This window comes from Marinilactibacillus sp. 15R, assembly GCF_001895285.1.
Lineage (GTDB): Bacteria > Bacillota > Bacilli > Lactobacillales > Carnobacteriaceae_A > Marinilactibacillus > Marinilactibacillus piezotolerans.
The window spans coordinates 1,755,148-1,778,017 of sequence record NZ_CP017761.1 but is presented as its reverse complement, the minus strand read 5'-3'; the positions used below and the strand labels follow the sequence as shown (position 1 = coordinate 1,778,017).

Annotated in this window: 24 protein-coding genes and 1 tRNA gene; 2 read left to right on the top strand and 23 right to left on the bottom strand. The window is 35.9% G+C overall.

Annotation, left to right across the window (positions count from 1 at the left end):
* Positions 1 to 3: 3 nt before the first annotated feature.
* The 16 genes from BKP56_RS08760 to BKP56_RS08685 form a co-directional block, all read right to left on the bottom strand.
* Positions 4 to 1,377 (bottom strand): acetyl-CoA carboxylase biotin carboxylase subunit, encoded by a 1,374-nt coding sequence (locus BKP56_RS08760; protein ID WP_072694715.1) that lies wholly within the window; start codon positions 1,375 to 1,377, stop codon positions 4 to 6.
* A gap of 77 nt (positions 1,378 to 1,454) precedes the next feature.
* The gene (fabZ, locus tag BKP56_RS08755; protein ID WP_198034034.1) at positions 1,455 to 1,877 is read right to left on the bottom strand and encodes a 3-hydroxyacyl-ACP dehydratase FabZ; all 423 of its coding nucleotides are present in this window, start codon (positions 1,875 to 1,877) and stop codon (positions 1,455 to 1,457) included.
* 64 nt (positions 1,878 to 1,941) lie between these two features.
* A complete protein-coding gene (gene accB, locus BKP56_RS08750; RefSeq protein ID WP_072694713.1) occupies positions 1,942 to 2,433 on the bottom strand; it encodes an acetyl-CoA carboxylase biotin carboxyl carrier protein in 492 nt (163 codons plus the stop codon).
* Positions 2,434 to 2,436: 3 nt separating this feature from the next.
* Complete coding sequence (gene fabF, locus BKP56_RS08745) at positions 2,437 to 3,678, bottom strand: beta-ketoacyl-ACP synthase II (protein WP_072694712.1); 1,242 nt, start codon at positions 3,676 to 3,678, stop codon at positions 2,437 to 2,439.
* A gap of 15 nt (positions 3,679 to 3,693) precedes the next feature.
* Positions 3,694 to 4,431 carry a 3-oxoacyl-[acyl-carrier-protein] reductase gene (gene fabG, locus BKP56_RS08740; protein WP_072694711.1) on the bottom strand — a complete coding sequence of 246 codons (738 nt, stop codon included), beginning with the start codon at positions 4,429 to 4,431 and terminating at the stop codon, positions 3,694 to 3,696.
* Positions 4,432 to 4,449: 18 nt separating this feature from the next.
* Positions 4,450 to 5,385, bottom strand: a complete 936-nt coding sequence (gene fabD, locus BKP56_RS08735) for an ACP S-malonyltransferase (RefSeq protein ID WP_072694710.1) — start codon at positions 5,383 to 5,385, stop codon at positions 4,450 to 4,452.
* Positions 5,386 to 5,558: 173 nt separating this feature from the next.
* Positions 5,559 to 6,509: an enoyl-[acyl-carrier-protein] reductase FabK gene (fabK, locus tag BKP56_RS08730; RefSeq protein ID WP_072694709.1), complete on the bottom strand. Its 951-nt coding sequence runs from the start codon at positions 6,507 to 6,509 to the stop codon at positions 5,559 to 5,561.
* A 28-nt stretch (positions 6,510 to 6,537) separates the two neighbouring features.
* Positions 6,538 to 6,765, bottom strand: coding sequence for an acyl carrier protein (locus BKP56_RS08725; RefSeq protein WP_072694708.1), 228 nt, complete (start codon positions 6,763 to 6,765; stop codon positions 6,538 to 6,540).
* Positions 6,766 to 6,786: 21 nt separating this feature from the next.
* Positions 6,787 to 7,773 carry a beta-ketoacyl-ACP synthase III gene (locus tag BKP56_RS08720; protein WP_072694707.1) on the bottom strand — a complete coding sequence of 329 codons (987 nt, stop codon included), beginning with the start codon at positions 7,771 to 7,773 and terminating at the stop codon, positions 6,787 to 6,789.
* On the bottom strand, positions 7,770 to 8,165 hold the full coding sequence (locus BKP56_RS08715; protein WP_425434156.1) for a MarR family winged helix-turn-helix transcriptional regulator: 396 nt from the start codon (positions 8,163 to 8,165) through the stop codon (positions 7,770 to 7,772). The genes BKP56_RS08720 and BKP56_RS08715 overlap by 4 nt, the downstream gene beginning before the upstream one ends.
* A 349-nt stretch (positions 8,166 to 8,514) precedes the next feature.
* On the bottom strand, positions 8,515 to 8,880 hold the full coding sequence (locus BKP56_RS08710) for a DUF2187 family protein (RefSeq protein WP_072694705.1): 366 nt from the start codon (positions 8,878 to 8,880) through the stop codon (positions 8,515 to 8,517).
* Positions 8,881 to 9,005: 125 nt separating this feature from the next.
* Positions 9,006 to 9,623, bottom strand: a complete 618-nt coding sequence (locus tag BKP56_RS08705; protein ID WP_232226869.1) for an alpha/beta hydrolase — start codon at positions 9,621 to 9,623, stop codon at positions 9,006 to 9,008.
* A gap of 16 nt (positions 9,624 to 9,639) precedes the next feature.
* Positions 9,640 to 10,080 (bottom strand): MarR family winged helix-turn-helix transcriptional regulator, encoded by a 441-nt coding sequence (locus tag BKP56_RS08700; RefSeq protein ID WP_072694704.1) that lies wholly within the window; start codon positions 10,078 to 10,080, stop codon positions 9,640 to 9,642.
* Between the two features lie 115 nt (positions 10,081 to 10,195).
* Entirely contained in the window at positions 10,196 to 10,780 is a 585-nt protein-coding gene (locus BKP56_RS08695) for an NADPH-dependent FMN reductase (RefSeq protein WP_072694703.1), read from the bottom strand.
* 84 nt (positions 10,781 to 10,864) lie between these two features.
* The gene (locus tag BKP56_RS08690) at positions 10,865 to 11,437 is read right to left on the bottom strand and encodes a CDP-alcohol phosphatidyltransferase family protein (RefSeq protein ID WP_072694702.1); all 573 of its coding nucleotides are present in this window, start codon (positions 11,435 to 11,437) and stop codon (positions 10,865 to 10,867) included.
* A 173-nt stretch (positions 11,438 to 11,610) separates the two neighbouring features.
* Complete coding sequence (locus BKP56_RS08685) at positions 11,611 to 12,099, bottom strand: hypothetical protein (RefSeq protein ID WP_072694701.1); 489 nt, start codon at positions 12,097 to 12,099, stop codon at positions 11,611 to 11,613.
* A gap of 206 nt (positions 12,100 to 12,305) precedes the next feature.
* Between BKP56_RS08685 and BKP56_RS08680 the strand changes: the two genes are divergently transcribed.
* Positions 12,306 to 13,703 carry an ISLre2 family transposase gene (locus tag BKP56_RS08680; RefSeq protein ID WP_072694700.1) on the top strand — a complete coding sequence of 466 codons (1,398 nt, stop codon included), beginning with the start codon at positions 12,306 to 12,308 and terminating at the stop codon, positions 13,701 to 13,703.
* Positions 13,704 to 13,892: 189 nt separating this feature from the next.
* Positions 13,893 to 13,966 (top strand) — tRNA-Arg (locus BKP56_RS08675).
* Between the two features lie 235 nt (positions 13,967 to 14,201).
* Here the strand turns inward: BKP56_RS08675 and glnA (BKP56_RS08670) are convergent.
* From glnA (BKP56_RS08670) to cmk, 7 genes are all read right to left on the bottom strand, one after another.
* On the bottom strand, positions 14,202 to 15,551 hold the full coding sequence (gene glnA / locus BKP56_RS08670; protein ID WP_232226962.1) for a type I glutamate--ammonia ligase: 1,350 nt from the start codon (positions 15,549 to 15,551) through the stop codon (positions 14,202 to 14,204).
* A 309-nt stretch (positions 15,552 to 15,860) separates the two neighbouring features.
* Positions 15,861 to 17,201, bottom strand: a complete 1,341-nt coding sequence (gene glnA / locus BKP56_RS08665) for a type I glutamate--ammonia ligase (RefSeq protein ID WP_072694698.1) — start codon at positions 17,199 to 17,201, stop codon at positions 15,861 to 15,863.
* Between the two features lie 113 nt (positions 17,202 to 17,314).
* Positions 17,315 to 18,472 carry an NAD(P)-dependent malic enzyme gene (locus BKP56_RS08660; protein WP_232226868.1) on the bottom strand — a complete coding sequence of 386 codons (1,158 nt, stop codon included), beginning with the start codon at positions 18,470 to 18,472 and terminating at the stop codon, positions 17,315 to 17,317.
* Between the two features lie 142 nt (positions 18,473 to 18,614).
* On the bottom strand, positions 18,615 to 18,890 hold the full coding sequence (locus BKP56_RS08655) for an HU family DNA-binding protein (protein WP_072694697.1): 276 nt from the start codon (positions 18,888 to 18,890) through the stop codon (positions 18,615 to 18,617).
* Between the two features lie 321 nt (positions 18,891 to 19,211).
* A complete protein-coding gene (gene der, locus BKP56_RS08650; protein WP_072694696.1) occupies positions 19,212 to 20,525 on the bottom strand; it encodes a ribosome biogenesis GTPase Der in 1,314 nt (437 codons plus the stop codon).
* Positions 20,526 to 20,665: 140 nt separating this feature from the next.
* A complete protein-coding gene (rpsA, locus tag BKP56_RS08645; protein WP_232226867.1) occupies positions 20,666 to 22,057 on the bottom strand; it encodes a 30S ribosomal protein S1 in 1,392 nt (463 codons plus the stop codon).
* Positions 22,058 to 22,145: 88 nt separating this feature from the next.
* On the bottom strand, positions 22,146 to 22,835 hold the full coding sequence (gene cmk, locus BKP56_RS08640; protein ID WP_072694695.1) for a (d)CMP kinase: 690 nt from the start codon (positions 22,833 to 22,835) through the stop codon (positions 22,146 to 22,148).
* Positions 22,836 to 22,870: the final 35 nt, after the last annotated feature.

Genomic DNA, 22,870 nt, shown 5'->3' with positions numbered 1-22,870 from the left:
CGATTACTCCTCCTCTAAACGATTTTGCCATTTTGGTATGAATGTATTCTCCAAATACTCAGTATCATATTTTCCATTAATAAATTCTTCATCATCTAGCAAGTCTAATTGGAAAGCTAGATTTGTCTGAATACCCTCCACAACCATCTCTTTAAGTGCACGTTTCATTTTCGCTATTGCAATCTCTCTAGTATTTCCATGAGTTATTACTTTAGCAATCATCGCATCATAATATGGAGGAATCTCTCCACCAGCAAACAATGCTGTATCTACTCTTAAACCATTTCCTCCAGAAGGAAGATTCAAATATTTTATAACTCCTGGTGAAGGAGCAAAATTGAAAGCAGGGTTTTCTGCATTAATACGACATTCGATCGAATGGCCTTTTAATTGCAATGAATCTTGATCAAGCGAAAGAGGTTCATTGTTTGCAATTTTGATTTGCTCTTGAACAATATCAAAATCTGAAATCATTTCAGTGATTGGATGCTCTACCTGGATTCTAGTATTCATTTCCATGAAATAAAATTCCCCGCTTGCATCAAGTAAAAACTCAACAGTTCCAGCATTCTTGTATCCAACATACTCTGCTGCTCTTACAGCAGCAGCTCCAATATGTTTTCTTTGATCTTCTGATAATATGTGAGAAGGGGCTTCTTCAAGAATTTTTTGATGGTTTCGCTGCATAGAGCAGTCTCGTTCACCTAAATGAATAACATTGCCGAAATGGTCCCCTAATAATTGAATTTCAATATGCTTAGCAGGTGAAATGATTTTCTCCATATACATACGGTCATCTCCAAATGCTGCTTTTGCTTCGGATTTTGCAGAATTAAAGGCCTGCAATAATTGATCGGATGAGTTTACCACCCGCATTCCTTTACCGCCACCACCAGCTACCGCTTTAACGATAACTGGAAACCCGATTGCTTCAGCTGTTTCAAGCACTTCTTCATCACTTTCTAAAAAACCGTCGCTACCAGGCACAATAGGAACATTAGCTTTACGCATCATTTCTCTAGCGTTCGCTTTATTTCCCATCTGGTCAATAGTCTCTTTGTCGGGTCCGATGAATACAATATTCACTTCTTTACACATTGCGGCAAACGTACTATTTTCAGAAAGGAATCCAAATCCTGGATGAATCGCTTGTGCTCCAGTGATGACTGCTGCGCTTAATATGTTCTGCATATTCAAATAAGAGTCGCTAGCTTTTGATGGTCCAATGCAGACCGCTTCATCAGCTAGTTGCATGTGCAAAGCATCTTCATCCGCTTCAGAATAAACAGCAACCGTTTGAATACCCATCTCTTGGCAAGCACGAATGATCCGTACTGCTATCTCTCCTCGATTGGCTACTAATATTTTTTGAAACATGTTATTACCTTCCTTAAATCAGATTGTATGACTATTTTGAATAGATCATAACGTATACTTTTAAAAGTTAAAGTACATTAACGGCCGATAATAAATGTCATTTCTACTTCACAAACTTTTTTACCATCAACATATGCAACGCCTTTACCAATTCCAGCGTACTCTTTCAATTTAACGATATTTACTTTAAGTTCTAAAACATCACCAGGGACAACTTTTTTTCTGAATTTAACTTTATTCAGTCCGCCTAAGTAAGCTGTCTGACCTTTAAATTGATCCATTTTCAGCAATGGAATTGATCCAGCTTGTGCTAAACTTTCTACAATTAATACACCTGGCATTACCGGTTCTCCTGGAAAATGTCCTTGGAAGAATTCTTCATTGATTGTTACATTTTTAATAGCTGTAACATGTTCTCCTGGAATCATTTCAGTTACTTTATCAATAAAGTAGATTGGGTAACGATTGGGAATCAATTCTTGGATTTCTTGAATATTCATAGTAGTCATTTTAATTGCTCCTTAAATTAAAAATATTTTTTATTTATAGTTGTTTAACACAACTTTATTCTGTATCAGTGATTTGAACCAGCGGTTGTCCGAATTCTATTGGCTGACCATCTTCAACCACCACTTTATGGACAGTTCCACTTACATCACTTTTTATTTCGTTCATAACTTTCATTGCTTCAATGATCACTAAAGGTTGACCTTTTTCGATTTTATCTCCAGCTTTTACAAAAGGAGGCTTGTCTGGTGAAGAAGCAAGATATGAAGTTCCAACGATTGGAGCAGTAATCTCATGAACATTCTCCAATGTTTCTGTTTCCTCGGCTTGCTTACCATTTTCTGAAACAACGACACTACGTTCAATCGAAGATGTACTTTCGACTCTCTGAGGTTCAATTGCTTGTCTGGCTGCTTCAGGTTGTGTTGGTACTGGAGCTAAATCATTCTTGCTCATTTTTATAGAAACTAGATCGTTGTTCAGTTCAAATACTTTTAAGCTTGAAGCATCAATTTTTTCTATTAATTCTTTTATCTGGTCAAAATTCATTACTTATGCATCCTCCCATTTTTTGAACAGGGTGACTGCATTGTGCCCTCCGAAACCTAATGAGTTATTCATAGCATACTGAATCCCTTTTTCTCTTGCTTCATTAGGAATGTAATCTAAATCACATTTTTCATCTGGAGTTTCTAACCCAATTGTTGGAGGCAAAATACCTTCTTGTAAAGCTTTGATACACGCTACTGCTTCAATTGCACCTGCTCCACCAAGTAAGTGTCCAGTACTACCTTTTGTACTTGAGATAGCAACTGAGTGAGCACCTTCTTCTCCAAGCGCTCTCTTGATCGCAGCTGTCTCAGATGAATCATTTGCTGGTGTTGCAGTACCATGAGCATTGATATAGCCAACTTGGTTCGGTTCAATACTTGCTTCAGCCATTGCTTGAATCATCGCGTTAGCAGCGCCTTCACCATCTGGAGTAGGTGCTGTCATGTGGTAGCTGTCTCCAGTCGCCCCATATCCAACGATTTCTGCATAGATTTTAGCACCACGTTCTTGAGCACTTTCAAGACTTTCAAGTAAAATTACCGCTCCACCTTCACCCATTACAAATCCTTGACGGTTTTTGTCAAATGGAGTTGAGGCTTTATCTGGATCTTCACTGTTTGATAATGCTGTTAATGCAGCAAATCCTGACATTCCAATCTCATTAATACTCGCTTCTGATCCACCCGCTAGCATATAGTCAGCATATCCATGTTTGATGTTTCTGTATGCTTCACCTATTGAATTATTACCTGAAGCACAAGCAGTAACGATAGACAAGTTCGGTCCTTTAGCACCTGTAGCGATAGAGATATTTCCCGCTACCATGTTTCCAATTGCCATTGGTACAAAGAAAGGTGCTACACGATCTAATCCTTTTTCATGCATTTTTATGATTTGACTTTGCATAGCGTTTAATCCGCCAATACCTGATCCTACCATTACACCTAAACGAGTTGCGTCGATTTCATCCGCATCAAGTTTAGCATCTTCCATTGCTTCAAGAGCAGCAGCGACGCCATACTGAGAGAAAACGTCCATTCTTTTTGCTAGTTTACGGTCCATACGTTCTTTAGCTACGAAATCTTTAACTTCTCCAGCTACATGAACATTAATAGGTGTTCCATCAAATTTCGTCAATTGTCCAATGCCATTTTTCCCTGTTTTTAGTCCATTCCAAAAATCTTCTACGTTATTTCCAAGAGGAGTGACTGCTCCTAATCCTGTTATTACGACTCTACGCATTTTTATTCCTCCTAATTATCCATTCATGACCATACCACCGTCGACATTAATAACCTGTCCAGTGATATACTTTTGATTGCTTAAAAATAATGCTGCTTCTGCTACTTCTTCTGGTTGACCTAAACGTTTTAATGGAATCTGAGTTAAAATGGTCTCTTTAACTTTATCACTCAAAACATCTGTCATATCAGAGTCAACGAATCCAGGTGCAATTGCATTAACAGTGATCCCTCTAGGGGCTAATTCTCTAGCAACTGATTTAGTAAATCCGATTATCCCTGCTTTACTAGCAGCATAGTTTGCTTGACCAGCGTTACCCACTTGACCGACAACACTAGCAAGATTAATGATACAACCGCTCTTTTGCTTCAACATATATTTTGAAGCAACTTTCGTTGTATAGAATGTACCTTTCAAGTTAATATCGATCGTTTGGTCAAATTCTTCTTCAGTCATTCTAAGCAAAAGATTATCTCTTGTAATTCCTGCATTATTAATTAATACATCCACACTACCAAATTTATCTTTAGTCTCTTTAATTAAACGACTAGCAAAATCTGGATCGCTTATGTCTCCTATACAAGTGAAAATTTCTCCGCCAAAATGGCTCAATTCTGATAACTGTTCTTCTGAAATTTCTTTACGTCCATTTAATACAACATTATGGCCCGCATTTGCAAATGCATAGGCAATTGCTCTACCAATCCCTCTAGAGCTGCCTGTAACAATAACAGTTTTTATACTTTCTACCACATTTTCACCTCTAATATTTTAGTTGTTAAACGCAACCTTATCGATTGCCTTATGCAACTGCTTAATATTCTCAACATTCATGACAGTTACACTACGATCAATTTTTTTAACGAATGTCTTTAATGTCTTACCCGGTCCAAGTTCTATAAAAGTATCTGCTCCATCTGTTATCATTTGCTGAATCATCTGCTCAAATCTAACAGGAGACATAACTTGCTTAACTAATGTTGGTGCAACTTGTTCTTTAGTCTCATAAACAGCTGCTGTAGTATTACTATAAACTGGATAAGTAAAATCATTTATATTAACTGATTTTAGCTCTTCTCCCAGTTTATCAGCTGCTGGTTCAAGTAACTTAGTATGGAAAGGTCCACTTACATTTAGTGGAATAACCTTTTTAGCTTCTGCTTTTTCTAATTCAGTGATTGCGGCTGATACGCCTTCTTGTACACCTGCAATAACGATTTGGCCAGGCATATTATAATTAGCAATCTGTACAAAATGTTTTTCACTGATCTCGTCACATATTTTTTCAACGACTTCAGATTTCAACCCCATGACTGCAGCCATAGCGCCTACACCCTTGGGAACAGCTTGATCCATATACGTTCCACGTTTATGAACAAGCTTTACTGCATCTTCAAATGTAAAAACCTCTGAGGAAACCAGTGCGGTATATTCTCCTAAACTAAGCCCCGCTACCATATCCGGTTTAATTCCAGCATCTTTCATTAAATGTTCTATAGCATGACTGAGCGTTAATATTGCCGGCTGAGTTAATGGTGTCCAGTTCAGCTTTTCATCATCATTGAATGTTAAAGCAGCTAAATCAATATCCAAGGCTCTGCTCGCTTGATCAAAAATTTTCCTGACACTTTCATGCTCTTCATACAATTCTTTTCCCATTCCATTATATTGAGCGCCTTGCCCGCTAAACAAGAATGCTGTAGACATATTAAATATCCTTTCTTTACTTAACTCTTTTAAAAGATCAATCAAGGGAATGAAACAAGTTTATTAGGTGATTAAGAATCATATATATTGCTTACTAGCTTGCTTCAATCCCCAATTTCAATCTTATTATAATAATCTGCATACTTTGAATATCAAAGTATCACTGAAAAAAATTAGAATACAACAGGATTTGAAGTTAGTTCTTTGTATTCACTCATTAATTCTTCAACAATTTCCTTACAGCTTTGTTCTTTTTTCACTAGTCCTGCACTCTGTCCGGACATAAATGAGCCAGTATCTTTGTCTCCATCGACAACTGCTCGTTTCAGAGCCCCTTTTCCCAATGCTTCTAAGCGAGAGAAATCCGGGTTTTCATCACTTGTGATTTCTTTTTCTACTTTTAAGTACTCATTTGTTAATTTATTTCTTAAGACACGAACTGGATGACCGGTAATCATCCCCGTTACTACAGTATCAATATCTCGGGCTTTAATGACTCTCTTTTTAAAGTTATCATGAGCAATACTTTCTATAGCTACAACGAATCTGGTCCCAAGTTGAACTGCTGAAGCTCCCAGCATGATCGCAGCTGCCATTCCTCTTCCGTCAGCAATACCACCTGCTGCAATAACAGGAATATTCACTGCGTCAACCACTTGAGGAACTAGTGTCATCGTTGTTGATTTACCTATATGTCCACCAGCTTCCATTCCTTCACAGATAATTGCATCTGCCCCGTCTTTTTCCATACGTTTGGCTAAAGCAACTGAAGCGACAACAGGAATCACTACGATACCAGCTTCTTTAAATTTTTTCATGTATCTTCCTGGACTACCGGCACCAGTTGAAATTACACTAACCTTTTCTTCACAGACTACGTTAACAACTTCATCAACATATGGTGATAGTAAAAGGACATTTACCCCAAAAGGCTTATCAGTCATTTCTTTTGTTTCGCGGATCAATTTGCGTACATATTCTCCCGGCTCATGCCCAGCTCCAATCATACCCAATCCGCCAGCATTTGAAACTCCAGCAGCTAAGCTAGGAGTTCCAACCCATGACATTGCTCCTTGAATAATAGGATATTGAATCCCAATTTTCTCCATAAGTGCTTGATCCATATAGGAGCTCCCTTCCAATAAAATTTAATTAAGCTAGTTGTTCATTGACATACTTAACGATGTCTCCAACAGTGTTTAAACCTTCTTCAGTTTCAATTTTAATATCAAATTCATCTTCAATATCGTTGATGATTTGGAATAAGTCTAAGCTGTCTGCTTCTAATTCTTCACGGAAGTTAGTTTCCATTTGTACTTCTTCTGTTTCTTTATCTAATTGGTCCACAATAATTTCTTGAATTTTTTCGAAAGTTGACATTTTTGGTTCCTCCAAATTTTTTTATAGTTTTATTAATAATGATCCCCATGTTAAGCCGCCGCCAAAGCCAGTCAAAACTATGGTTTGATTACTGTTGAGCTGAATATCACCATGTTCAATTAATTCATCCAATAGTATTGGAATGCTAGCCGCTGATGTGTTTCCATATTGATCAATATTTTGAGGAAACTTCTCAATAGGCTGCTTCAACTTTTTAGATACTGCTTTGATTAATCTTGCATTAGCTTGATGTAATAAAAAGTAATCGATTTCTTCAAGTTGCAGCTGATTAGCTTCGACAACTTCAATGATACTTTTAGGAACAGACCTAATAACAAAATCAAATATATCTCTACCGTTCATTTGTAAGTGTGGATTTGCCTTATTGCCTGAAGTAAGCAAATTGTTGACCGCAACTTCTCCAGAAGTTAATGAACTACCCCTTGAACCGTCTGCATGTAAATTTTCACCTATAAAACTGTGTGTGTTTTCATTTTTTTCAAGTAAAACACATCCAGCTCCATCTCCGAATAATACAGCAGTTGAACGGTCTTTCCAGTCCACTACTTTAGACATAACTTCTCCACCGATAACAAGTGCATATTGATAAGGACTGACAGATAGCATTTTTTCTGCAACAGAGCAAGCATAGACAAATCCTGAACAAGCAGCATTAATATCAAATGCCATTGCATTTTTTGCATGGATATTTGACTGAACGGTGCAAGCAACAGACGGTGAATGAGCATCTGGTGACATTGTTGCTACAATAAGCAAACCAATCTCTTCAGCTTTTACCTTAACCTTACCCAATGCTTTCAATGCAGCTTCAGTACATAGATCAGAAGTATTTTCTGTCGTACTGATATGTCTTTGTTTAATTCCCGTACGTGACGTAATCCATTCATCGGAAGTATCTAACCATTCTGTTAAATCATCATTCGTAAGAATTTTTTCAGGAATATATTTTCCCACTGAATGGATCCTAACTTTTACTCGATTACTCACTCTGGTAACTGCTCCTTTGTACGCTCTAAAAAGTCATGAAGATTTCTTAGACCTATCATTAGTATTTCTGACTGTTCTTTATCCATTTCTGCAATTGTTTCTTTAACCATATCTCTATGAAACTTATCATGTAAACGATATAGCAACCGACCATTCGGAGTTAAAGCAAGTTTAACCACACGCCTATCTGAATCTGTACGTATTCTTTCTACATAACCTTTACGTACAAGATTATTTACTGAAACAGTTAGCGTTCCTACGGTAACACCTAACTTTTTAGCCACTTCGCTAGTCGTATGCTGATGATACATTCCTACCGCTTCGATCGTATGCATTTCTTTTATTGAAACATCTTTAAAACGACTAGACTGCAGAGTTTTTTCTTCGATCATCAATACGTCGTTAAAGATCGTAACCAAGTAACTATTGATTTCGTTAACTAATGGATCCACATCAACTCCCCCATTTCTATTACTTCGTCAATATAGTTTGATTATCAAAGTATTTGACTATCAAAATATTATCTTACATTTCTTTTCCTGTCAAGAATAAATTTCAATTCATAGTATTATTCCAATTAAATAGTATTTAAAAGCTTTGACAACAATCATATTGCTTATTTTTATTGGCACATATTTTCAATTATTATAAAAATAAAAGACTGCCTTTAAGTAATTACCCTAAAGAGAAATTTTATTCTCTCATTTCGAGGTATCTACTTAAGACAGTCTATTTTAATACTTATTCAACTTCTTCTGTTTCGTCATTAACTTGTTTTTTAAATCCTTCAATATCCTTAAAATTAACGACCGTTTTTTCTTCCATCAAGTCATGCATTCTTTCTGCTGACTGATCCCAGTTAATCTTAACAATCGCACTATTTGTAAGCAATTTTTCGATAATACCTTCCATCGGCTCATCTCTAAAAAAGAAAATGATTTCATCTCCGATATCCGGTCTTAAATCTTCCTTGATCGTCTCTATAATTTCGACAGCTTCTTTATAAGGCAAATCCAGTAAATTAGCAATTCGGGAGTTGCTGGCACCTTTTCGAAGTTCTGTTTCCACTAAAACTTGAACTTCCTCGGTAATTTTTTCTTTAGCCATAAAAATCTCCTTAGTCTTAAATTTCAGATCTTTATTAAATGTTTCTAATCTATTATATCACAAATTAGCTATAAAATCGATAAGTCAATGTGACTATCTATAGAAATTTAAGATTAATATACTATTTATAGATTTTCGTACCACATAGAGGCTGCATTCAATTCATTTTGAGACAAGCTATGTCCATTATTTCCCCAATACGTTGTTATACTCGCTCCAGCTTCAATAAAAATTTGCTCCAATTCTTTTGTTTCTTCCGGCAAACAAAGTGGATCGTTTTCTCCTGCTCCAATAAACAAACGCTGATTTGATAAATCAGGAAGCTCTGTATTTCTGGTAGGAACCATCGGATGTAAAAGCATTCCTTGGTATAAAACATCATTGTAGTGGAAAAGCAAACTAGATGCTATGTTTGCACCATTCGAGTATCCTAAAACGACAAGCTGTTTCGTTTTAAACCCATAATGTGCTGCTGCTGCATTTAAAAATTCAAATAATTTATCTGTTTCTTTTTTCAAGCTTACTTCGTCTAAAATGCCCATCGCTTTTCTTTCAAAAAAGCGATTCATCCCATTTTCATTAATGTTTCCTCTCAGACTTAAAATACCCGCTTGTGGATCAATCATTTTTGCTAACTGGATCATGTCATGCTCATCTCCTCCAGTTCCGTGCAATAATAAAAAGACAGTGGTGTTTCCCATTAAAGGTTCATTATAAACATGGATAAATGATTCAAGTGACAATATAAGCGTCCTCTCTTTATTTAATTAGTTTAGCTGATTCATATCCAACTTCTTTCAATAATGTTCGTAATTTATTTAAATCATCATCAGAAAGATTCTTAAATATTTTTTCAATTGTTTGGGCATGCTTAGGAAAAATATCTTCCATTTTAAGATAACCTTCTGCAGTCAGTTCTGCAAAAGTAACTCTTCTATCTTTAACATCTGCAATTCTTTGAACCAGTCCTTTTTCTTCTAAACGATCAATTACATAAGTTATACTGCTTGAAGCTAGTAATATTTTTTTCCCAATCATTTGAATCGGTTGCTTTCCTTTATTATATAGATATTCCATCACTGTAAATTCGGTAGCATTCAACCCATAAGAAATCATATCTTCTTTTACAACTCTTTCTACACTAGAGGCCGCTCTCAAAATTGTTGTTAATGCTTTTAATGAGTCTTCATTTCTTGTCATAATTTCACCTACTTATTTATCTTTAATAATATACGAATTCGTACTAAAAAACAATAGGTAACAAAGCTAATATAGACTATTAGCTTTGTTACAGTTCCTATTTATAGTTAACTTTCTAACTGTTCGCGGATTTCTTATTGCGTACTTCTATCATTGCTTCAGTCCAAGGTATCAATTGATCAATCATTATCTCAACAGCCTCTTTTTGAGCACTAGAAGGATTAAGATTCGGGTAATCAAAATCATAAAAAATGGATAGTGCTGGGTTTGTTCTAACATGTGCAACTTGAAACTCTGACAACACTGATCTTAGCTGTTCAGCTGAACGAACCCCACCAGAAGAACCATAGCTTACGATTCCTGCTGCCTTATCATTTAATTCATGATATAAAAAGTCTAAAGCATTTTTCAAAGCACTTGGTATACCATGATTATATTCTGGTGCAATAAAGATATAGCCATCTTGATCCGTCATTTTTTGAGACCATGGAAGTTGTTTCTCTTTTTCAATTAATTCATCTGTATATGCAGGAGAAGTTGGTTCAGCAAAAACAGGTAAATTAAACTGTTTGATATCTATAATTTCATATTCTACATCATCATTATCTTGTCTGTTTATCGCTAGTTTTTTAACCCATTCTGCAACATCTAGATTGACACGATTCTCTCTAATTGAACCAGTAATAATCCCAATTTTCATTCTGTTTCCTCCTTCTTTAAGTTATTTTAATTATAACACTCAAAAAAACAGAATTAAAAAAAGTTAGCCCTTCTTTATTCGACTTTAGTTTAGAACATTCGAATCATTGTACATTTCTATAAATACTTTCATATACCTGATGAAAGCAAATATTTGAAAAAGAGCAGTAATAATTATAAGAGACCAAAGGAATCCCCGACTAATCTCCGGTAATAAAACCAGTATAAACATACATAGATAAAAGACAATTGTACCAATTTTCCCGAACCATTTAGCTCCATCTACCATTTTTCCTTTTTTTAGCAATATATAACTAAAAATAAACATACTAGTCTCTTTTACGATAAATATACCTAGTAAGTACCCCATAACAGGCCATTTAACAAGCAGTACCGATGCAACTGCCAACTGTGTTAATTTATCGGCAATAGGATCAAATATTTTCCCTAAATTTGTAATTTGATTAAATTTCCGCGCGATAATACCATCCATCGCATCAGTAAGCCCCGAAACAAATAATATACCTGCAGCAATCAAGTAACCATTTATGTCTGTCGCTATAAGATATGAATAGATAAACAGAGGAATTAATAGTATTCTGAAATATGATAATATATTTGGTACTTTAAACCATTCATTACGATATATATTTTTCATTATCGCCTCACCTTTACTTTACAAATAAAAAAGAGGAGCCTAGAATGTTTCCTCCTTTTCTGCGATACTTCTTTCATTTTTTAAAAAAAGCACATGCTAATTGTCTATTTTTATACTTATTAAAAGTTTGTTTCTTTTAACTAACTTTAGTATATTCCATTAAAGTACTAGATTCAATTTGTTTCTGGATTTTCACTATGGTTATCAGGATTAAAATTATCTTCATGTGTCTGATCATCTGTACCAGGGTCTTTAAAATCGACGCCAAATCCCGGCGCTGACAGATGATCATCTAATGAACTTTCAAAATCCCCTTTTTCTTTTTCGTCTTCTCTAGAAGGAGTTTTTTGATCATTTAATTTTTGCTTAGTGATATGCTTTGGCATCTCTTGAAGCATAACATATCCCCCTCTTTTTAACTTATCCATAAATAGTTCTGTATCTTTTTCAGATAATTTATACTTTTCAGCAATATCATTATCTCTAAGTTCTAATTTACTCACACCATCGACCTGCAAATTGATTAGCGCAGCTATCGAATCTCTTTGTTCTTCTTTGGTAACTATAGTAAGTTTATTTTCAGGAATATGCTTTTCTTTTGTCGCTTGTTCAATATTAGATGTTACCTCTTCTTCTAATTGAAACATTGACAGCAACTTCATACTATTGTCCTCCTTGTATCATTTTCAATAAGCTTATGATATCAAAGTAAATCATTCCCACCAAACAAGAAGCCTTGTTTTGATTTATATTTTTAATCTATGTGTAAAGTTTATGTAGGAAGCAGAAAAATATAGGGTAGACAAAAAGAAAGAAGACCCTTAATCTAGAATTTGCAGAAACTAGAGAGAAAGAGGTCTTCTTTACGATGAAAATTATAGCACAAATGATGGAAATATTGGAAGAATCAGCGACATTTTTAGAGGCAGAAATCTTATTTGAGGAGCTTTTCAGGCAAAAAGCTGAGGAATGCTTTCAAGAATGCATGGAGCGCTTAGACAAAAAGTGTATTCAATCGTACAAAGATCAAGGGTACGAGATGGATAGTGTAAGAAAGCGCACGATGCAATTTACCTTTGGGACGGTTGAGTTTTCACGTAGACGTGTGCGTAAAAAAGGAGAAAAAAGTCTTATCCCGCTGGATAAGTTTTTACAGTTGTCTCCTCGTTCAAGAAATTCTCCATTGGTAGAAATGAAGGCAGCGCAAATGGCTTCAGATGGCGTTTATCGTAAAGCTGCCGATGCGATTAACTTATTAACCAACTTTTCTTTAAGTCATTCAGCTATTCACTCCATTACCCAACGTGTCGGTCAAAAAGTTCAAGAGTGGACAGAGCAGAAACCCTCGTCTAATGTAACAATGATGAAAGAAAAGAGAAAAGTACCTGTTCTGTTTATTGAAGGGGATGGTCTGCTTTTGACTAGGCGTAAAGGAAAAGAACGTGCGGAGCTTCATCGTGTACAGATTCATGAAGGTGTGGCGAAAAAAGGAAAACGCCCTGTTTTAGTGAATTCCATGATGTTTGAAAGTGCAGAATCAAGCCAGAAGGCTTTTAAACGAGCGAGTGGGTGGATTGAAGCGACCTATGATCTTCGGAATACAGTCATCATTTCAAATAGTGATGGAGGTAGTGGCTACGAGAAGGACAAATTTGATTTGATTATTGGGAAATGCGCACGACACGAACACTTCCGAGATGCTTATCATGTGAATCAAAAAATCAAACAGCGGTTGTCTTTCGATAAGGAAATGTCTTACCAGATGATTTCAGCCGTTAGAGAATGGGATTATACCAAGGTTTGTACAGTGATTTCTCAAGCGAATGATCGCATTCAAGACGATTACCGTAGAGCTGAATATGAGCTTGAACTGACAAAATTACTCAGCTACTTGGATCGAAATTGGGACAGTTTGAAGGGACTTCACTTACGTTATCTTCCTCTTCGAAAAGGAACCGGGGTTTGCGAGAGTAACCACCGTCCTTATAGTTATCGCATGAAACGACAAGGTCGTGGATTCGGACAGAAAGGTGCAGGTAACCTAGCAGCTATTATTTCTGCACGTAAGAATGGGTTGTTTTTGCAAGCATTAACCGAAATGATTCCTGCCTTTAAACAGGAATTTATACCTGAGTTCAAAGGAATACTCCGTACATTACTAAAGAAACCCAAAACTAGAAAATCAGTCGGTGTGATTGAAGGCAGGATTGGAAAGCGCTGTGCGTCGTCTCACGCTCTTGGACAATTGGCTAAAGTACTAAAATAAAGTGATTTTAAGGCTGTTTACTGAGGGAGAAAGGCTCGCAGAGCCCATCTCCCTCAGTAAACAGCGAAAAACAATAAAAGGAAAAAGCGATTCTAGAGATTTCCTACAACAACTTGACACACACATTTTTAATAGAAGTATTGACTTTTCCTGGAGAACCTTATATAATATGTTCTGTTGCTGTTAATTGTTCTGATAGCTCAGCTGGATAGAGCATTCGCCTTCTAAGCGAACGGTCGGGGGTTCGAATCCCTCTCAGAACGTAATTAAGGTTTCATAATATGTTTTCAAGCCCGCAAAATGTTTTTTTAATATTCAAAGTATTTGTTAACTTTGAATATTATTGACTTTTATATAATTTTGCGATTTTTTTACAATAAGACTCAAGAACCACTTCTTTAAATAGAGGTGGTTCTTTTTTGCATCTTCTTAATTATAGAACCTACCAAAAAAGGATGCTATTCAGCATCCTTTCTCCCATCAGAGTATTAGTCTAGATTAATATAAGTGTAGATATTGTTCTTTTTCCCATTGGCTTACTGTCGCTTTATATTGATCCCATTCCAGTGTTTTTGTTGCTACAAAATTCTTAAAGATATGTTCGCCAAGTGCTTCGATGATTGTATCATCTTTTTTCAAGCTCTCTACTGCTTCTAACAAGTTCCCTGGTAAGGAATTGATACCTAGTGAATCCAGTTCAGCAGCATCCATTTCATAAATATTATCAGTTGTTGGTTCAGTTGCTTTTAAATCCCGTTTAATACCATCTAATCCAGCTTTTAACATAACAGCTAATGCTAGATAAGGATTTGTCATAGGATCAACTGAGCGTACCTCTAAACGAGTTGACATGCCTCTAGATTCTGGCACTCGGATCATTGGTGTTCTGTTTCTTCCTGACCATGCGATATAAACAGGTGCTTCATATCCAGGTACTAGTCGTTTGTATGAGTTAACAGTTGGGTTTGTAATTGCTGTAAATGCAGGTGCGTGATCCATAAGACCAGCTAAGAATTTATAAGCTGTTTCACTTAATTGTAAAGGTCCCTTTTCGTCAAAGAATGCATTGCCGTTTTCGTTGAATAAAGACATATTACAATGCATACCTGAACCATTGATACCAAAGATCGGTTTAGCCATGAATGTAGCGTGCAACCCATATTTTCTAGCTACTGTTTTAACAATTAGTTTGAACGTTTGAATGTTATCACAAGCTTCTACAGCATTGGCGTATTTCCAGTCAATTTCATGTTGTCCAGGTGCTACTTCGTGATGACTTGCTTCGATTTCAAATCCTAAGTCTTCTAGCTCAAGAACAATATCGCGACGGCAATTTTCTGCTAAGTCGTTAGGTGCAAGGTCAAAGTACCCACCATTATCATTTAAGTTTTCAGTTACTTCGTCATTTTCATTCAATTTGAATAAGAAGAATTCTGGTTCAGGTCCTAGGTTGAAATCAGTAAATCCTAATTCTTCTGCTTCTTTTAAAACACGTTTAAGATTTGTACGAGGATCTCCAGTAAATGGAGTTCCATCAGGATTCACGATATCACAAATCAAGCGAGCCACTTTTCCCTTTTTAGAAGAATCTGTTTCCCATGAGAAAACTAACCAAGTGTTGAAATCAGGTTTTAGATACATATCAGATTCTTGAATACGTACAAATCCTTCAATAGATGATCCATCAAACATCATTTCTCCATCTAGTACTTTATCTAATTGCGTGATAGGTACTTCAACGTTTTTAATAATTCCCAGAATATCTGTAAACATTAGTCGTAAAAATCGTACATTTTTTTCCTTCACTTGCTCTTTTATGTATTCTTTAGTGATTGCTGTCAATTTTATTTCCTCCTAGAATTTTCATACTGTTTTTTTAATTAATATTTCTTGCTTAATACTTATGAAGAATAGCATTGATGTTTTTATGAATCAACAGTTACTGAATATCTAAAAGTGTTTTGCTTATTTACTTTTATTAGTTAGGTAAAATTAATATTTAGGCTATATATATTAAGTAAAAACGAACTATACCACTTTTTTGAATATAAAAAAAGAGCTAGTTTGTAGAATCAGAAGTGATTATTTTAAAAGTAACCACTTTTTCTAATTCTCTAAACTACTCTTTTAATTTGTTACTAAAATATTCCTTTCTTACTAGTACGTTTCAAAGTATCTAGTTGTTTCCCATTCTGAAACGGATAAAGAATACTCAAACCAATCTTGCTCTTTGGCAGAAACAAATCTTTCATAAATATGTTCTCCAAGAGCATCTTTGATTGTTTCATCTTGTTTCAAATATTGGACAGCTTCATAAAGACTTCTTGGGAGTGATTCAATATTATTTGCACTGCGTTCAATTTGATCCATATTATAAATATTCTGATTCACAGGATTCGGCGCCGTTTTAGCTTCGCTAATCCCCTTCATACCTGCTTTTATTAGTACAGAGAGCGCTAAATAAGGATTAGCACTAGGATCAACACTTCGTAATTCTACCCTTGTAGACATACCTCTTGAAGCTGGTACACGAACTAGCGGTGTACGGTTTGTTCCAGACCAGGCTACATATACTGGAGCTTCAAATCCAGGAGTCAATCGTTTGTATGAGTTTATGGTCGGGTTACAGATAGCCGTATAGGCTTGGGCATGATCCAATATTCCCGCAATAAACTGATAGGCTGAACGACTCAACTGCTGATCATCGTTTGCATCATAAAAAGCATTTCCTTCTTCGGTAAAAAGAGACATATTGAAATGCATTCCAGACCCATTAATGTCAGCGGCTGGCTTAGGCATGAAAGTCGCGTGTAATCCATGCTTACGAGCTACTGTCTTAACTATCAGCTTAAATGTCTGAATATTGTCACAGGCTTCTACTGCATCCGCATATTTCCAATCAATTTCATGCTGGCCTGGCGCTACCTCGTGATGACTTGCTTCGATCTCAAAACCTAGTGCTTCTAATTCTAAAACAATATCTCTACGGCAGTTTTCAGCAAGATCAGTAGGTGCTAAATCGAAATAGCCACCATTGTCATTTAATGTTTTACTTGGTTTCCCATTTTCATCTAATTTGAATAAAAAGAATTCTGGTTCAGGACCTAAGTTGAACTCTGTAAATCCAGCTGTTCTCATTTCTTCCAGTACACGTCTTAAGTTACTTCTTGGATCACCGGCAAATGGGGTTCCATCCGGATTATAAACATCACAGATAAATCGAGCGATACGTCCATTCACACTATCTAATTCCCAAGGAAAAATAAGCCATGTATCTAAGTCAGGATGAAGTTTCATATCACTTTGATCAATATCTACAAAGCCATCTATTGAAGACCCGTCAAAGGCAATTTCATTCTCCATCACTTTTTCTAATTGACTTACCGGAACTTCCACATTTTTGATGATTCCATCAATATCTGTAAACATCAGACGAAGAAAGCGAACCTCTTTTTCTTTAGCTTGATTTAATATTTCCTCTTTCGTTAAGGAGGACATTGTTCAACACACTTCCCTTTCGGTTTCTATATTTTAATCATCTATTAGGGTAAAGGTCATATAGGATTGTGTCAACAAATACGCTTATTCTCTAATCCAATTAACAGATTCAACTATTTTACAGCTTCCTTTACGCTTCTAGCAACAATTTCAGCAACTGAAGGGTTAAATACATCAGGAATAATGTTTTCTGTTGTCAATTCTTCTACCGGTATGACACTGGCAATTCCTTTAGCTGCAGCGAGCTGCATATCATCTGTAATATTTTTAGCTCGTGCATCCAAAGCACCTCTAAATATTCCAGGAAAAGCAAGTACATTATTGATCTGGTTCGGAAAATCGCTTCTTCCAGTTCCAACTATGAATGCTCCTCCTTCCTTAGCTTCTTTAGGATTGATTTCAGGTTCAGGATTTGCCATAGCAAAAATAATTGGTCGTTCATTCATAGTACTAATCCATCCTTTTTTTAGGACATTCGGCGCCGAAACACCTATAAAGATATCTGCAGATTCGACTGCTTTCTCTAAGTTTCCTTTTATTAATTTCTGATTTGTCTGTTCAGCTATCTCTTTATGTCGTTCAGCTAACGCTCTATCATCTTTAGAAATAATTCCCGCTTGATCAACTAATAATAAATTTTCAGCACCAGCTAGTATTAGTTTTTTAGTGATGGCTATTCCAGCTGCTCCTGCTCCATTTACAACAATTTTTACTTCATTGATCTTTTTCTCGGTCAGCTTCAAAGCATTATATATAGCCGCAAGAACAACTATGGCTGTTCCATGTTGATCATCATGAAAAACAGGAATGTCTAGAATGCTTTTTAATCTACTTTCGATTTCAAAACACCTTGGAGCACTAATGTCTTCTAGATTTATACCTCCAAAAGATGGAGAGATCGCTTTAACATGAGAGATAAACTCATCTACATCTTGTGTATCCAGAGAAATCGGGACAGCATCAACATCTGCAAATCTTTTAAATAAGGCTGCTTTTCCTTCCATAACTGGTATTGCTGCTTCAGGACCAATATTCCCCAACCCAAGGACAGCTGAACCATCAGTAATTACTGCCACCATGTTTCTTTTAGATGTATATGTATAAACGTCTTCTTTGTTGTCAGCGATAGCTGAACTGACTGCCGCTACTCCTGGAGTATAAGCTATAGCCAGATCTTTCATAGAATCTATTTTGACCTTAGAGCTAATTTCAATCTTGCCACCTAATTTTTCACTTATAGCAAGTGCTTCTTTTTTTATATCCATTATCATTTCTCCTATCTTATAGATAAAGTAATCCTTCTGAGCTCAGTATACGACAATAGAGAGATGAATTAAATAAAGTATAAAAAATAAAAGAGCCCTGTCCCATTTACGGAACAGCGACTCTAAAAAGTATATACTTTTCGACGTACTATTTCACTGCATCTTTAAGTGCTTTACCCGCTTTGAATGCAGGTACTTTGCTTGCAGGAATTTGGATTTCTTCCCCAGTTTGAGGATTGCGTCCTTTACGTGCAGCGCGATCACGAACTTCAAAGTTACCAAAGCCAATTACTTGAACTTTTTCTCCGTTAGCTAGTGAATCTTTAATTGTTTCGAAAACTGCTTCAACTGCAGCAGTTGCATCCTTTTTAGAAAGGTCAGTTGCTGTTGATACTTTTTCGATTAATTCTGCTTTATTAGCCATCGTACATTTTCACCTCCTCATAAGAAGATCAATGCAAGTTATTTTTGAGTAACTTACGATCTTTCAAAACATCCCTTTTTCATTAAATGAATGCATTGGGTGAAATAGTCTTCTTACGACATTTCAATTAAAAAGATACCATAGAAACGTTGATACTGCAATGATTTTGTTAAAAAGAATGTTTAATTTATTTTCCAAAAACAAGGGTTTTTGACTTGACTTATAAGAAATTGTCCTATTTGCTTTAATATCGATTCTTTATTAATTTATCTACAAACCAGCATAACAGATGAAAACTTGTTAAAACGCTTCTATCGAGTCCTACGTGCGTCTTCTTGCAATAATATGGATAGGCGTTCCTTCAAAATTAAAGGTTGATCTAAATCGGTTCTCCAAAAATCTTTTATAAGAAAAATGTAATAACTCTGGATCATTTACGAAAATTATAAAGGTTGGAGGACTGACACTAACTTGAGTGGTATAAAATATCTTAAGCCTTTTACCCTTATCTGTTGGTGTAGGGTTTGTGGCTACTGCATCCATCACTACATCATTTAAAATAGAAGATTGAATACGAATATTTTGGTTATTATGCACTTGTTCTATAATATCTGGTAATTTATCTAAACGTTTTTTTGTAGTTGCAGATACAAATACAATCGGAGCATAACTTAAATATCTAAATTCTTCTCTTACTTCAAGTTCAAAATCTCTCAAAGTATTCGTTTCTTTTTCAATAGTATCCCATTTATTAACAACAATGATAATCCCTTTGCCCGCTTCATGAGCGTAACCAAATACTTTCTTATCTTGCTCTCTTATGCCTTCTTCTGCATTGATAACACATAAGACAACATTGGATCTTTCAATTGCTCTTAAAGCTCTCAAAACACTGTATTTTTCAGTATTTTCATATACTTTACCCTTTTTCCTGATCCCGGCTGTATCTATGATTGCAAACTCTCGTCCATCATCGGTAACAAAACGTGTATCTACAGCTTCACGTGTTGTTCCTTCGATATCTGAAACAATCACACGGTCTTCTCCAACGATAGCATTTACAATACTAGATTTTCCTACGTTTGGTCTACCAATTACACTAAATCGAATGGTATCTTCATCATAGTCAACTTCTAAATCAGCTGGAAAATTAGCGATTACTGCGTCTAATAAATCCCCTAGACCTAACCCATGGGATCCAGATATCGGATAAGGATCTCCTAGACCTAGTGAATAAAATTCATAGCTATATGCTCTTGATTCTGGATTATCTGCTTTATTAACAGCAAGCACGACAGGCTTGCCAGAGCGATATAGCATAGGAGCTACTACTTCATCAGCATCCGTAACACCCTCACGTATACTAGTAAGCATAATAATTACATCTGCTTCATCAATAGCGATCTGGGCTTGATTTCTGATCTGCTGATTCAATGGTTCATCTTCCATTGTTATTCCACCCGTATCGATAAGTGAGAATTCTTTTCCTAACCATTCTGCTTCAGCATAAATTCTGTCACGTGTTACTCCTGAAACGTCTTCTACAATGGAAATTCTCTCACCTACAATTCGATTGAAAATAGTCGATTTCCCAACATTGGGACGACCTACAATTGCTACTACTGGTTTAGTCATGTACGTTCACCTTCTTTCTTATTTTTCAAATATTTAAATCTAGATTTTCAAAAACATACACCCAACCTTCTAAAAACGGAATCCCGCAATTAAAAGTTTGGGTGCTCTCATTTTAATCCATTAAAGATAAGTGTATCTCTTTATTCTTCGTCATCATTGTTCATAAAACTAGATAACTGATCACCAATTTGATCACCTAACGTGAAAGAACCATCTTCGTCTTCGTCTCTAAGTGAAGGTTGTTTAATTTCTGCTTTAGGTGCAGATTTTTTAGATGTTTCTTTTGGTTGAGGTTCTGGAGCATCTTCTAAAGCTTTGATACTTAGAGATATTCTTTCTTCTGCTGGGCTGACACTTAGAACTTTAACATCAATTTCTTCATCTTTAGCAACAACTTCATGTGGTGTTTCTACATGTTTGTGTGCCATTTCAGAGATGTGTACTAACCCTTCTACTCCAGGTTTCACTTCTACAAACGCACCAAAGTCTGTAACACGTTTAACTTTCCCTTTTACTACAGACCCTACATGAATCTCTTCTTCCAGGTTATCCCAAGGTCCAGGTAAGTTATCTTTGATAGAAAGTGAGATACGTTCTTGTTCTTTATCTACACTTAACACTTTAACCTCGACTTCGTCACCTGTAGAAAGTTTTTCTTTAGGATGTCCTATACGTTCATGTGATATTTCAGAGATATGAACTAATCCATCCACGCCACCAACATTAACAAAAGCACCAAAGTTTGTTAATCTAACAACAGTTCCTTTGACAGTAGAACCTACTTCAAGAGATTCAAGAGCAGCTTCTCTTTCTTTTGACTGTTCTGCTTCAAGCAGAACTTTTCTTGAAAGAATCAACTGACGCTCATTGGGATCAATTTCAAGTATTTTAAAAGTATAAGTGTTACCTTCAAACTGATTCAGATCACTGATATACTGAACGTCCATCTGAGAAGCAGGAACGAATCCTCTAACGCCAGCATCTACTGTTAATCCGCCTTTTACAACTCGTGTAACAGGTGCATCAATCGTTTCTCCGTTATCAAAGATTTTTTGAAGATCTTCCCATACTTTTCTCTGATCAACGCGTTTTTTAGAAAGTACAAAGCTACCCTGTTCTTTATCTTTAACATCACGTAATACTACTACATCAATAACGTCTCCAACTTTAACAATTTCAGATGGATGATCAAATCGTTCAGTAGATAATTCACGTGGAGGAATAATACCCTCTTGTCCGCCTCCTAAACCTACAATAACTTGTTTGTCATTGTCGATTACAAGAACCTCACCTTGAACTAAATCTCCTGGAGCGATATCTACGACATCTCTTAATACGTCTGACATAGATTCCGCATCAGAGTCAGAATCTATTGCAGGCTGAACTTGCGCATTTTCGTTTTCAGCCTTTACATCTTCAGGATCTGTATTAGCAGGAGTATTAACCACTACTTGGTTTTCTGCTACTTCTTGAGCTTCCTGTTCTGTTGTATTGTTTTCTACTTCTTCGTTCATATTTTCTTTGTCTGTCATCTTATATGTGCCTCCCAATGCCAATATTTCTACTCATCTAATTGTACATAAAATCAGATTATTTTTCCACTAAAACATTTCAAGCTCACTATTTACGCAAGTTTGGATACTTTTCAAAAATAATTTCTTTAATTTTTTTAACGACTTCATCAATCGATAATGCTGTTGTATCTATTTCAATTGCATCGTCAGCTTTTTTTAATGGAGATACTTTTCGTGTCGAATCTTTATAATCTCTATCGGTGATTTCTTGTTTTAATTTTGTTAAGTCAGACTCAATACCTTTTTGTTTGTTTTCTTTATGTCTTCGCTCAGCTCTTTCATCCACACTCGCAACTAAAAAGATTTTTACGCTAGCATCGGGTAAGACTACTGTTCCAATATCTCGACCATCCATTATAACATTTTGTTTCAAAGCGATTTTACGTTGCCTTTCTACTAATACTTCCCGTACCAACGGATGAGCTGCTACAATAGATACCGCGTTTGTTACATCATTTTGCCTAATCTTATCTGTTACGTCTATTTTATTGCAAAAAACTGATTGCCCCTCTACAGTTCTTTCAAATTCAATTGAAACGCTATTCAACGCATTTACAATTGCCTTCTGATCTGTAAGGTCAATACGCTCTTTTATCACAACATAAGTGATTGTCCGGTACATTGCTCCACTATCTACATAAATCAAGTTTAGCTGATCCGCGATTCTTTTTGCTACAGTACTTTTACCCGATGATGCCGGACCATCTATCGCAACTGTCAATTGTTTATCTTCCAATCATTTCACACTTTCATAAATTAATTATGACCCAT